At 43.5% G+C, this 12,806-nt stretch carries 12 protein-coding genes and 1 pseudogene; 3 read left to right on the plus strand and 10 right to left on the minus strand.

What is annotated here, in order from left to right; all coding sequences use genetic code 11:
• Nucleotides 1–300: 300 nt before the first annotated feature.
• Nucleotides 301–471: a hypothetical protein gene (locus AB6E54_RS05500; protein ID WP_017061196.1), complete on the minus strand. Its 171-nt coding sequence runs from the start codon at nucleotides 469–471 to the stop codon at nucleotides 301–303.
• Nucleotides 472–749: 278 nt separating this feature from the next.
• On the opposite strand from AB6E54_RS05500, the gene AB6E54_RS05505 reads away from it, so the two are divergent.
• Entirely contained in the window at nucleotides 750–1,238 is a 489-nt protein-coding gene (locus tag AB6E54_RS05505; RefSeq protein WP_004732526.1) for an Lrp/AsnC family transcriptional regulator, read from the plus strand.
• A 108-nt stretch (nucleotides 1,239–1,346) separates the two neighbouring features.
• Here AB6E54_RS05505 and AB6E54_RS05510 read toward each other — a convergent pair whose 3' ends face one another.
• Nucleotides 1,347–2,051, minus strand: a complete 705-nt coding sequence (locus AB6E54_RS05510; protein ID WP_017065155.1) for a hypothetical protein — start codon at nucleotides 2,049–2,051, stop codon at nucleotides 1,347–1,349.
• Between the two features lie 286 nt (nucleotides 2,052–2,337).
• Entirely contained in the window at nucleotides 2,338–4,188 is a 1,851-nt protein-coding gene (locus tag AB6E54_RS05515; protein WP_017070160.1) for an ABC transporter ATP-binding protein, read from the minus strand.
• 586 nt (nucleotides 4,189–4,774) lie between these two features.
• Here AB6E54_RS05515 and AB6E54_RS05520 point away from each other — a divergent pair.
• Nucleotides 4,775–5,749: an arginine deiminase-related protein gene (locus tag AB6E54_RS05520; RefSeq protein WP_017061193.1), complete on the plus strand. Its 975-nt coding sequence runs from the start codon at nucleotides 4,775–4,777 to the stop codon at nucleotides 5,747–5,749.
• 151 nt (nucleotides 5,750–5,900) lie between these two features.
• Here AB6E54_RS05520 and AB6E54_RS05525 read toward each other — a convergent pair whose 3' ends face one another.
• The 6 genes and pseudogenes from AB6E54_RS05525 to AB6E54_RS05550 form a co-directional block, all read right to left on the minus strand.
• On the minus strand, nucleotides 5,901–6,533 hold the full coding sequence (locus AB6E54_RS05525) for a triacylglycerol lipase (protein ID WP_017067109.1): 633 nt from the start codon (nucleotides 6,531–6,533) through the stop codon (nucleotides 5,901–5,903).
• Between the two features lie 134 nt (nucleotides 6,534–6,667).
• Nucleotides 6,668–6,867, minus strand: a pseudogene (locus tag AB6E54_RS05530) (AraC family transcriptional regulator); the annotation flags it as partial.
• 18 nt (nucleotides 6,868–6,885) lie between these two features.
• On the minus strand, nucleotides 6,886–7,461 hold the full coding sequence (locus tag AB6E54_RS05535) for a mechanosensitive ion channel family protein (protein WP_017070158.1): 576 nt from the start codon (nucleotides 7,459–7,461) through the stop codon (nucleotides 6,886–6,888).
• Nucleotides 7,461–8,396 (minus strand): CorA family divalent cation transporter, encoded by a 936-nt coding sequence (locus AB6E54_RS05540; protein ID WP_065584471.1) that lies wholly within the window; start codon nucleotides 8,394–8,396, stop codon nucleotides 7,461–7,463. Before AB6E54_RS05540 ends, AB6E54_RS05535 begins: the two co-directional genes overlap by 1 nt.
• A 327-nt stretch (nucleotides 8,397–8,723) precedes the next feature.
• On the minus strand, nucleotides 8,724–10,346 hold the full coding sequence (locus AB6E54_RS05545) for a phosphoethanolamine transferase (protein WP_372106678.1): 1,623 nt from the start codon (nucleotides 10,344–10,346) through the stop codon (nucleotides 8,724–8,726).
• Nucleotides 10,347–10,578: 232 nt separating this feature from the next.
• Nucleotides 10,579–11,163, minus strand: coding sequence for a porin family protein (locus AB6E54_RS05550; RefSeq protein WP_372106677.1), 585 nt, complete (start codon nucleotides 11,161–11,163; stop codon nucleotides 10,579–10,581).
• A 192-nt stretch (nucleotides 11,164–11,355) separates the two neighbouring features.
• Between AB6E54_RS05550 and AB6E54_RS05555 the strand changes: the two genes are divergently transcribed.
• The gene (locus tag AB6E54_RS05555; protein WP_372106675.1) at nucleotides 11,356–11,895 is read left to right on the plus strand and encodes a hydrolase; all 540 of its coding nucleotides are present in this window, start codon (nucleotides 11,356–11,358) and stop codon (nucleotides 11,893–11,895) included.
• On the opposite strand, the gene AB6E54_RS05560 is transcribed toward AB6E54_RS05555, so the two are convergent.
• Nucleotides 11,892–12,755 carry a MurR/RpiR family transcriptional regulator gene (locus AB6E54_RS05560; protein WP_017062019.1) on the minus strand — a complete coding sequence of 288 codons (864 nt, stop codon included), beginning with the start codon at nucleotides 12,753–12,755 and terminating at the stop codon, nucleotides 11,892–11,894. The two genes, AB6E54_RS05555 and AB6E54_RS05560, sit on opposite strands and share 4 nt — an antisense overlap.
• Nucleotides 12,756–12,806: the final 51 nt, after the last annotated feature.

Genomic DNA, 12,806 nt, shown 5'->3' on the forward strand with positions numbered 1-12,806 from the left:
ATAGGACAAAGGTATGCCTGATCTCTATTGCAAAGGATGTAAAAAAACAACACTACATAAGTCTATAATGAAACGTTGTGAATCAGAGCCCGAGACAGCTTCTGGCCGTATGATGCAATGGACGTCAAAACTATTTAGTGGAAACCTGTACTACGATATGGAAACTCAGCACTTCTGCCGCACGTGCAATTGTCGTTGCGAAACAGGAAGTACTGTACCCCAAATTGGTTTAGCTTAACTTACAGTAAGCGCTCACTAACTTAGATCAAAAAACCTCCGTTTTAGGAGGTTTTTGCGTTTCTATGCGGCTTTGAGTGCTAGCTCGGCAACAATGGCGTCGCCATCAATCTTCACATCCCAACCATAGTTTGAGTATTCATTTGCTAGTGCCTGAGCAACATCTTTTGATACCGTTACGTGTGTCCATGAACCAATACCGTAAGGTTTATATGCGAGTTCTTGCGTTTTCATAATAGAGTCATCCTTTCTCTTTGATAATTATATTATTCACTTTGGCCTATATCCTTTCTTTCGTTTCCGGCTCAACTTATTTGTTAATCGGGTCATTTCTATAATAATTTGTTAATAACCAGAGTTTGATTTATAAGGGTTCTTATCTATTTGTATGTGTTTATATCTGGCGTGAATATCATCCGTGCATTTAGTTTTTAAATGTGTGAGCGAGGTTTTCTTCGATTGCACTTGGTATGGAATATACTGAGCGGAATTTAGAATGTTTAAGGAATGTTATGTCTCAGCATCAGCTCGATCGTATCGATAAAGAGATACTAAGAATTCTGCATATGAAAGGGCGTTTACCTGTTGTTGAACTGGCAAAACAGGTCAACCTTACGACGTCACCTTGCTCTGATAGACTCAAGCGATTGGAGAAAGAGGGCTACATCACGGGCTATCATGCTGAGCTTTGTTCAGAAAAGCTGGGACTCGATGTTCAAGTCTTTATCCATATCCGTCTCGATCAGACTAGCTTTTCGATCTTCGACAAATTTGCCCAAGCCGTGGAAATGATGCCTGAGGTGGAAGAGTGCTACTCACTGTCGGGTGACTTTGACACCATGATCAAGGTTCGAGTGAAAGACATGAAGGCGTACCAAGCGTTTATGGCCACCAAGCTGGGCACCTTGCCTGGTGTGATTCAGACACGTAGTGAAGTGGTGATTGAAGAGCATAAAAAGGGCTTCGGCGTGAACCCTGAGTTGTTGGCAACTCTAAAATAGTGGCCTAATTTCGCTTACCAACGTGATTTAGATATAAAAAATGGAAGCAATAAGCTTCCATTTTTTGTTGAGCGTCAGATAAAGAGCAATCCGATAAACTTGTTCGCCTTAAAGCGTAATGGCCGCAGAGATTAAGCCAATCACACCACCGAATACACCGCCCCAAACCACAAGCCAGCCAAGGTGTTTCTTGATCATGGTCTGAACCATCTCTTTAACCAGCTTAGGTGTTAGTTCATTCAAGCGCTGATCGATGATCGCCTCAATGTTTTCTTTGATTTCATCCATCATCGCAGGCGATTCTAGCTCGTCTTTGATGGCATTTTTTACAGAATCACTCTTGCTGATTTCAATCACAGATTCTTGCATCTTCTCAACAAACGGCGCTTTCATTGGCTCTAGTGCTTCTGTGCCACCAAACATTGCCAACATACCGCCAAACTGAGAGTTCTCGATAACATGCACCAGTGAGTCGAATGCAGGGTTAAAGTCGATCTTCTGAATCACAGGCTCTAGATTGAGCGACTTTCCTGTCATCTCGCTGCTTAGGAAGCGGTCGATGTTACTTTCTGTAAAGAATTGCTCCATCATCAGTTGCTTGATGGCTGCCTTGAACTCTTCAAAGCGTGCTGGAATAACGCCTGAACCGTATAGGCCGGGTACTTTCTCGAACAACATGTGAATCGCAAGCCAGTTGGTGATGGCACCAGAAAAGGCGAATAGGCCTGCGTAAAGCAAGTATTGGTTTGCTGTCGCATAGCCGCCAGCAAGCAGTGCTAACGCAATAACGTTAGTTAAGACACTTTTGTTCATGGTTGATCTCTAGAAAGAATATTGCGCGCATTTTAAGAAAAAAACGCCAAGAAAAAAACAAAAGGATCGATGAAGTTTATTGGACAGGTAGCAAAGAGCGCCAAATAGCAGGCATAAAAAAGGCTAGCCTCCCCCCGAAGTCTAGCCTTATTCCAGAACGCGCAAGCGAGGCGTCTTTGGTGTTAATGTCATTATATAATTACGACATAACATTCTGCCATGTGTAATTTACCGCTAATAAATAAATTGGTGTGAATCACATCGCACTTTTAAAATAGCACAAAAATTAAGCGTTCGTAGCTTGCTCAAGATCATCGGCAATAAAGCCACCGGTCTGGTGATTCCACAATTGAGCATAGATGCCATTTTGTGTAATCAGCTCTTGGTGAGTGCCTTCTTCAACGATATTGCCTTGGTCGAGTACGATCAGGCGATCCATCGCAGCAATGGTCGACAGGCGGTGTGCAATCGCAATAACCGTTTTGCCTTCCATTAGCTCAATTAAGCTCTCTTGGATGGCCGCTTCTACCTCAGAATCGAGTGCAGAAGTTGCTTCATCGAGAACCAATAGTGGTGCATTTTTCAAAAGAACACGTGAGATAGCCACACGTTGACGCTGACCACCAGAAAGCTTAACGCCACGTTCACCCACTTGAGCATCGTAACCAACGTTGCCAAACGGGTCGGTTAGCGTTTCGATAAACTCATGCGCGTGTGCCTGTTTAGTCGCCGCGTATACCTCTTCGTCTGATGCCTCTGGTCGACCGTAAAGAATGTTGTCTTTGATCGAACGGTGCAGCAGTGAGGTATCTTGGGTCACCATACCTATGTTGCTACGCAGAGAATCTTGAGTAACGCTCGAGATCTCTTGGTCATCAATCAGGATGCGACCACTTTCTACATCGTGGAAACGCAGTAGTAAGTTAACTAGGGTCGATTTACCTGCACCTGAACGGCCAACCAAACCCACTTTTTCACCCGGTTTGATGTTGAGGTTTAGGTTGTTGATCACCCCCTTATTCTCACCGTAGTTAAAGCTTACATTGTCGAAGTTGATACCGCCTTGTGGAACCTCCAGAGGCTTCGCGTCTTTCTTGTCTTCAATAGCAATAGGCTTAGACAGAGTTTTAATGCCGTCAATCACGGTACCAAGGTTCTCAAACAGACCACCAATTTCCCACATGATCCATTTCGACATGCCGTTAATACGCAGAGCCAAGCTGACCGCAATCGCGATTGCACCCACGGTGATTGCGCTATCTAGCCATAGGTAGATAGAGATACCCGCAATGCTGAACACCAATAGATAGTTAGCGAATTCCACGCAGATGTTGAAGCCGGTTACCAAGCGCATTTGGCGGTGCACAGTATCTAGGAAGCCTTCCATGCCTTCTTCGGCGTATTCGGTTTCTCTTTTACTGTGTGAGAACAATTTCACCGTCGCGATGTTGGTGTAGCTATCAACAATACGACCTGTCATCAGTGAACGAGCATCCGCTTGCTCTGAAGACACGTCTTTTAGCTTTGGCACGAAGTGCAGTTGAATACCGATGTAAACGAATAGCCAAATCAGCATCGGAGCCATCAAGCGCCAATCTGATTCAGCAAGCATGAACAGCATCGCCGTGAAGTAAACCGTCACGTAGACAAACACATCGACCATCTTGGTCACAGTTTCGCGCACTGCAAGCGAGGTTTGCATCACTTTGGTCGCGACACGTCCGGCGAAGTCATCTTGATAGAAGGACAGGCTTTGCTTCAAAAGGTAGCGGTGTGCTAACCAACGAATCGACATTGGGTAGTTGCCCAGCAAAGTTTGGTGAAGCAATAGCGAGTAAACACTGATCAAGATTGGCATCACAACTAACAGCAGAATACCGAGCCCCATCAATGTCGATTCGTTGTCTGCTAAGAAAGTGTCTGGGTTGCTTGTTGATAGCCAGTCGACCAATTGCCCCATGTAACCGAACAGCGCGACTTCGATGATCGCGATGGTCATGCTCATCAACCCGAGCAAAATCAATGGTTTTTCGAAACCTCGAGTGTAATGGCGGCAGAATGCCAGTATGCCAGTAGGAGGTTGTATCGGCTCTCCCTTTGGAAAGGCTTCAGTAAAGCCTTCAAATTTCTTGTACATAGATTTCCCTTTATAAACTAGTGCATCTATAAGCGACTGCATCGTTGGTGCAGCTTTGTTTTTATGGTCTTGATTCGAAATTTAACTGTCTTAGTTTGAAATTATATAAGCGCCCATGGGTTCTTATCAGTATTAAGTCATTCGATGGATTTTGTTCTAGCGCCTATTTAGGCACTTGGCTTTAAAACACTAAAACTTTGTCTAAGCGATACAGGAAAGGTCCAAAGAGTGTCTTTCATGACGCTTATTTTAGATTGAATTAGACAGGAAAAGTTAAGCTTATTTCAAACGTAATTGATTGTTATGCAACGGTGATAATCCTAACGTTAAATGGATTGAATTGTAATCAAAACTCGTGATGGGCGAGAAAATGGAATCAGAATATTTATCCATAAAGTGACTTAACGAATATGCATACAGTTGGTTCTTTCTGATGTGCTGTTATCTTGCAGTAAAAATTACCGATTAATCTAAGATCTGCAGTAATTGTTTGGGATAAATATTCAAATAAATATTCTTTTCAGTGAATCTTGTCGTAACAAGTTGTTTACAATTCTTAAGTAAATAAAAGATAGGGACGGTTGAAATGTTAAACCTACACAAAAAATCACTTCATATCACTAATGTTCAAAACGCCAATTGCGTTGTTATGGTGCCACCAAAAGAGTTTAAATTTAACGAAGAAACAGCACGTGATAACGAATTTCAGCACAGAGTTAATCTGACCGAAGCTGAGGTGAAAGTAGAAACGATGGCCGAATTTAAAGCTATGGTCGCTTCGTTGCGTAAAGAAGGTGTGCAAGTTGTAGAGTTTGATTACCCAGAATTGGGCGTTGAAACTCCGGATGCTGTTTTCCCAAACAACTGGTTCAGTACCTGTAGTGATGGAAGCTTATTCACGTTCCCTATGGCGTGTGAAAACCGTCAGAATGAAGTTAAGCCAAATGCTCTTATTGAAGCGTTAGAAGCGTCGGGTCGCATTGTTAACCATAGCGAGTCTCTAGAGTCTTACATCGCGCAAGGTTCTTATCTAGAGAGCACGGGCGTGATGGTTATCGACCATATCAACAAGACCATCTACGCTGCGCTTTCTCAGCGTTGTGACCGCGAAGTGTTAGAAGATTATGCGAAGCGCATTGGTTATTCTCGCGTGGTCTCGTTCCAAACGGCATTACCGTCTGGCCAACCGATTTACCATACCAATGTGATGATGGCGATTGGCGATAACTTCTGCGTGATCTGTGATGAAGTGATTCCTGAGTTTGAACGCCGCTTTGTGGTGAAGTCGCTTGCTAAAGATAAGCAGGTTATCTCTATCTCAATTGATCAGATGAACCGTTTCTGTGGCAACATCCTGCAGCTTGAAACCGTGAATGGCGACAAGGTGATCGCGATGTCTCAATCGGCTTACGATGCGTTTTCTCCAGCCCAACTAGCTCAGCTTTCGACACATGGCAAGCTGCTACCATTTAACGTGAAAACGATTGAAGACATTGGTGGTGGTTCGGTGCGATGCATGTTGGGTGAGGTGTTCCTACCAACACGAGTTAATCGCTTGTAACAAGTATAGAAAGTATAACAAGCACTCACTTTCAGTAATGAATCTTTGAATACCACTCTTATCGCAGAGTGGTATTTTTGTTTTTGTCTTTCACATATAAGAGAACAGAGCTCGATACAGGAGTCAACGCGCAAAAGCTAATGGAAATAAGCTATGAAGCGTCCTTAAAAGCTCTGTGTTCGATGAACTGAGCCGACAGTGTTACGACTTCTTTGGAGTAGACAAGCGCCGTGTGGTTGAGCTTGAGGGCGCAGGTGTCTGTTGCGCCTCGCAGGTTCGCGTCTTCAAGCGTCACCGTGCCATCACCTGGGTTTCTGCCCAATACAATGCGCCCTACACCAGCGTCATAGGTGCCGGTAATCACGCCAATCGGCACATCAATATCATAATCACCCAAGCCATCACTTAAGATCATCTTGCTCGAGCCAAAGATAAAGCCAAGACCATGATTCGACAACGTTTTGGCTATGGTTGCCCCATTGTGCGGCGTACCTGCGGTAATAATGCAGGTGTCTGCAAAGTCGGGTTGGTAGAACTTAAAGTAGTGGCGAATCAGCAAGCCACCGAGTGAGTGACCAAAAAAATAGACCTCATCGTACTCATTAAAGCGAGCATTTACGAAGCGATTGAGGCGTTTGGCTGCAGAAGGGAAACGCAGCGAGTTGTAGGCAAACTTGTGCGTTGTAAAGCCGCGTTTTTTGAAGTTTCTATCCAGATACTGCATGATCAACGCAGGCATATATAGACCATGAATTAAAACTATATGTTTGTTTTTATTATTCATTTTTGTCCTCCGTCTGATGGTGTTTTCAGTATATGGAGTCGCAATTCTAAACTCAATAAAACTTGCTACGAATGGGGCACAAAAGACAGAGGTGTACGTTATAAACAGTGCGTTCGTCATAGAGAAAAGGTGGGTTAGTCAGATCTCACTCCACCATACACATCTATGGTTAATCCGCCTTGTTTGGCGTAAGTATTGGGTGTTAGACTTTTTACCTTATTGAAGCTTCTCTCTAATGTCCTTTATCGCCAAGTTTTGCAATCCATGTCGAACTAAGCTCTTTTAATATCTTACGAATCAGTTCGCTGTGTCTATCTGTTTGACTTGCCGATATCTAAGGCACCAGTAGATCTTATGATTCTGAATTTTCAGTTTTGGTTAGCTCAGTATCACCTGCTTCACTTTTTGCTTCCGGTTCAACCAAAACTTTGATTACGCCTTTTTGTAGGATCAGGTTATTAGGGTAGGTGATAATGTTGCCCGAACTGTGTCGAAGAATAACATGGAACATGGTGATATCGATGATCACACCGCTGATGTCTTCGTCTTTCTCCGCGACTCTTACTCTGTCGCCAATGCGATAAGGGAAGACGAAAAATATTAGTACGCTGGCTGTGAGGTTACTTAGAATCGACCATTGCGCGAATAAAGCGACACCCAGCACCGCAAATATCGAAGACAAGAACAGAGAAATATCACCAAAACCCAAGTTAAGAACAATCGTAAACACAGCGATGAAGAGTAGAAACAGAACAATATTGAAACACTTAATCACGAACTGCTTTCGCTTCAATTCGACACGCTTATTTTCCGCTAATGTTTCTATCCAGTTCTTACCTAAGCGTTTGATCACCCAATACACAGTGATAAGAAGTAAACCTAAAACTACTTGTCTAAGCCACATATTGGATTGCAAAAACTCAACCATTAAATAAACCTCAATTTTTTCAAAATAACGACCTCTGCCGCTATGACCACGAGCAGCCCAACGCAAAATAGTGGAAATGCTATCGGGTTATCTGTTCCGGGTATCCCAGCGATATTGACACCCAGTAAACCGGTGAAAAACCCAGCAGGGAGGAAAATACCTGCAATGATAGAAAATAGGTACGTATTTCTATTCATTTTTTCAGCTTGTTGCTGACTTAGGCTCGCTAAAAATACATTAATTTGTTCGATGTAAAACTCAACAGACTCGTTAATTCTCAGGATGGTATCAAGGCTGTTCTTTATATGACTGTTGTGCTTACTCAATGGCGCAGGTAGGTCACTCATTAAATCTTCAAAAACGTATTTCTGTGGCTTCAAATAACGCCTTAGTCTGAGTAGCCTTGAATGTAGAGCGTTAATGGATCTTATGTCGATATTGGATGTAGATTCTAACTCGTCAATTAATAGTTCGACGGGTGCTAGGAAGGTTGAAATACTGTGGTTGATTCCACGTATCATGCCCAGTAATACATCAGGTAATGATGTCGGGCCTTGGTTTTGTTTGAGATCAGATATCAGATTACTGACCGCTTTTGAAGGAACTTTACGTGTCGATATTAAAGTGCCTTTGTACCATAAGATGCGTAGGCTAAGCATGTCGTCAGGGTTAGCACCTTCGTTTAGATTAATACCTCGCAGAATCATCAAAAAACAGTCGTGACCAAATTGTTCAAATCGAGGGCGGGTGTCATCGGTGAGTAATGAATCGATGATGGCATTTGGAACCGTATTACTGTGGAGCCATTCTCTCAAACCGTCAGCATCTCTTTGGCAGTGATACCAAGTTGATTGCTCGAATGAGGTTGGGCTGGTGGTGTGTTCATGTGCCACACCCTCAGAAAATTGCCAGCTTGAAATTATGAAAGCGTCCATTCATTTGTCCTTAATGATATGACGTAAACATTGATATTGCGGCGCCATTCAGGCGCGGTATTGAACTGAGCTTAATCGTGGTAAGTTCAATGAGCGATGTGAGTGAGATGAAGTCTAATAAGACATGTTGGCCTTTGGAGTACGACGGACTCTTCCATTATTGTCTCTATTAAATGTAGCTCATTGTTTCGTCGTTATAAATTAGCACTCTGGCTCCATGTTAGCGACAAAAAAAAGAAAAGACCGAGGTCTTTTCTTTTTAGGGGAGGTTGCTGAGAGCTTGCTCAGGCAACTCGAGTTTTCCGATGGTTTACATAAGCAAAAGCACTAGCGACAAGAAGCAAAAATGTCTTGGTTCTCTCGGTATTCTTTGGTTTGTACATCCATTAGGCCGAGTAAAGAGTCGAACAGGTTATCTTGGGAGAAGCTCTGTTCTTTGCCTGCCTTTCTTAAGCAGGTCTGGTTTATCCCTTTCTGCTCGGCGAAACCATCAGACATCCACATTATCATAGGCACATGGGTTTGCTCTTTCGGTGCCAATGAATAAGGCATGCCGTGTAAGTAGACGCCATTTTCTCCCAATGATTCTCCGTGATCGGAAATGTACATCAGCGCAACATTGTACTTATCGGTGAGTTTCTCTAGCTTCTGAATAGCCTGTGATAGAAAGAAATCTGTGTACAAGATGGTGTTGTCGTAGGTGTTGACCACTTGCTCTTTGGTGCAGTTTTCGATATCAGAACGTGGGCAGTCTGGCACAAACTTCTTATGATCTTCTGGGTATCGCTCAAAGTAAGTTGGGCCGTGAGATCCGGAGATATGATAGAAAATGATGCTATCTTGTTTAAGAACTTGAGTATCTTGTTCGAAGTTCTCTAGCATGGCTGTGTCATAGCACACATCTTTATTACACAGCGGGTCGCTGTCTTTGGCGACGAGAGTCATCTCTTTGATTCGATGTGCGACCGCCTTGTCTCCACCATCGTGCTCTCGCCAGATAGAGTGAATGCCCGCGCGGTTCATAATGTCGACTACGTTATCTTGGTTGTAGGCTTTGTCGCGATCGTAGTTGCTTCGGTTCATGTTAGAAAACATACACGGCACAGAAACCGCAGTGGCTGTTCCGCATGACTGAACATCAGAGAAAAAGATCGGATTATAGGGTTTGGTATGAGCATTGGTTTCTTTCTCATAGCCATAATATTGGTAGTTATATACACGTGCTGTTTCACCAAGAACAAACACCAATAAGGTCGGTTTGGTTGCCGCTTTTGCTTGTGGCTTGAGTTGAGCATCTAATCCCAATTCTTGATAGGGGATGGGCTGTTTGATGTAGGTGTTATTGATGTATTTGACTGTTGATGCTACGTATTCGGTCGGAATGATCATCTTTTTAAGATGAGAGTTATTACGACCAATCGACACATAATCTTTGTAAAACAACCCGGCAATGATGGCAATGACGATCAACGAAGAGAGCAATCCAATCGCCTTCCCAATAGCAAAATCTTTCCAAGATTCTCTTTCAAGATCCGTAAATAAAAGCAGCAGTGACGGGACTCCTCCCATCAGAACAAACCATAAAATAGAATAGCTGCTTAGGTAGCTAGCAGCCTCTCCGCTGTTGGTTTCGAAGACGTTTTCTATCATTCCATAGTCTACAAAAATGCCGTAGTTGAACATGCTGTAGCTGACTAAAGAGGAAGTAAGTAGTAACAAGATAAAAAAAGCTTTGGCGAATATCGGCCAGTTGAATACTTGAAAGATAAAGTTGAATGCGGCGAGAAAGAAAAATGGGATCGAGATGATAAACCCAATGCTTTCGGCTTGTGAGGCACTAAGAATATTGAACAGTTCGCGTGAGATAGGCAAGTTAATGACAAGCAGGTAATACACTGCCAAAACGAAAGGGAGTTTGTTTATCGACATGTTTAAGCGTGGTAGATTCATAGGTCTTGTCTTCCTGTGTCACTTATCCCTTTATTTTAGTCTCGCTACCAAGAAAACTCTAATATCAATGCATAAAGCTCAAATAGAAGGCGCTGAGCGATAAACTGGCTAAAGTGAAATGACGCTAAGGTGTGTAGATACAAAAAATTTACTTTACTGAGTGACCTTCATGACAAGGTGGAACAGCAAAGTGAATTAGTATGTTCAGCTTATTCTATGTGGTTCAATCACATTAGAAGTTGTATGAACCACCGAAGCTAATGCTTTTGAAGGCAAGCGTGTGGTCACCAGCTGATATCTGAGAGTTCTTAAATTGGACCGTGTCGTCTACGCTTACTGCATCCGCTTGCGAGATTAAGCGTAGCGTTAGGTGTTCGATTGGCGTGTATTCAACACCTACACCAAAGTGGAAACCCGTACCGCTGTCATCAGCGTAACCAGCACTCTTATTTGCGTTTAGGTCAACAGAGCTTAAACCAGCCAATACGAATGGGCGGATTGTGTTGTCGAATGTGTAACCAAGATTTGCTGACAAAGAAACAGACGTCGGAGACAGCTTTTCAGCGCTATTTTTGTAGTTTGCGTAATCTGTGTAGCCAAGTTCAACACCTACGATACGGTTGAATTGGTAGCCGCCGTATAGGTTGTAGCCCATGCCATCTGAATCTAAGCTACCGTGACCGTCTGTGTCAGAATTTTGGTAGACACTAAGTCCGCCACCAATGTACGCACCGCCGTCAGTACCTGCTGCTAAAGCTGGAAGAGAAACTGCGCTGATTAAACCCAGTGCTAATGCTGATTTTGTTATCTTGTTCATTTTTGTTACTCACTCTTAAATGTCATGCCAGTATCAATTATTTTTATTTTGCGACCTTTCGACCGTTGGTGAGTATTATTCCGTAGTCTTGTACCTATTACTGTATGGCTTTGTAAGTTGAATCGTTACATAGTAGAAAAAATGCTCATCCGGTTGCGTAGTGAGTTAGGCTGCCAAAAACAAGGAATACACATGCTAATGAAACAAAATACAGGTTTGGTGGTTGTGGACGTACAAGGTAAGCTTGCACGCCTTGTTGATGAGAATGAGACACTTATTTCTAACTGTGGAAAGTTGATTAAGGGCGCACAGGTTTTGGGTCTGCCAATTATTCGTTTGGAGCAGAATCCAGAGAAGCTAGGTGCGACGGTTGATGAACTCAATGACCTTTTGAGTGATGTTAAACCAATACCTAAATTCACGTTTAACGCGTGTGATGAGCCCAAGTTTGTTGAGGCGGTTCAAGCCAAGGATGTAGAGACTTGGTTAGTGTGTGGTATTGAGGCTCATATTTGTGTTTATCAAACCGCAATGGGGTTGTTGGAACTTGGGTACAAGGTTCAGGTAGTTGGCGACTGTGTTAGCTCACGAACGGCACTCAACAAAGATCTGGCAATCCGTCGACTAATGGATGCTGGTATCCAAATCACAGGATTAGAAATGAGCTTATACGAGCTTGTGAAAGACTGCCGCGCGCGTGAATTTAAGCTCATTCTATCCTTGATTCGTTAATCACCGAGAGGCTGTCTATCGCCACCGCCTCGGTAAGAATCGAGCGCAACTTTCAAGCGACGCAGTTTGTCGCGCGAGCGGTTCTTGTGATTGACTGCGATTCCCATAGAAAGCACATCCACTAACGCCAACATAGCGTAGCGAGAAGCCGACGGCTTGTAGATGAAGTCGGTTTCCATATGCTTGATGGGTAACAAGATATCGGCAATTTTTGCTAGCGGTGTATCTTGTGGGGTAATCGCAATGATCTTAAGTCCGTACTGCTTAGCCAGCTCTGCCGTTTCTGTGATCACTGGTGTAAAGCCAGTCGCAGAGATCATCACCATTACGTCATTAGCATCTGCCGTGGCAGCAACCATACGTGACATCAAGCCATCGTTGTACGACACCACTGGGTAGCCTAAACGAAACAGTCGATGTTGCAGCTCTTGAGAAGCAATGGTTGAACCACCACCCATACCAATAGCAATGATCTGTCTGGCGTTATGCAGCCAGCTGACTGCGGTTTCAACGTCTTGCTCTTTGAACAAGGTGCGGTTGATGTCTAGGCTTTGCTTGATCGATTCGTAGATACCTTGATAACCCGTTTGGTCAACCGGTTCGAGGATAAAGCGCTGGCCAACGGTTAGCGTCTGAGCCAACTTAATCTTCATATCACGTACGTTGCTGCAACCGATCGCTTTAGCAAAACGTGTAATGGTGGCTTCACTCACTTGAGCGCTTTCAGCAAGCTCTGTGATGCTGGCATTGGCAGCAAAATCAATGTCGTCCATGATCAGCTTAGCGACTTTTTTCTCTGCATCACGAAGAGCGGGAAAACGCTCCGTTATCTGTGAAATGATATCTACTTCTAAACTCAAGAATCCTGATCCTTTGTTGATGGGGCTAATCGTTATTACCTAGTTATTAAG

The sequence above is a fragment of the Vibrio sp. 10N.247.311.49 genome (assembly GCF_041467655.1).
In the GTDB taxonomy this organism is placed as follows: Bacteria; Pseudomonadota; Gammaproteobacteria; order Enterobacterales; family Vibrionaceae; genus Vibrio; species Vibrio crassostreae_C.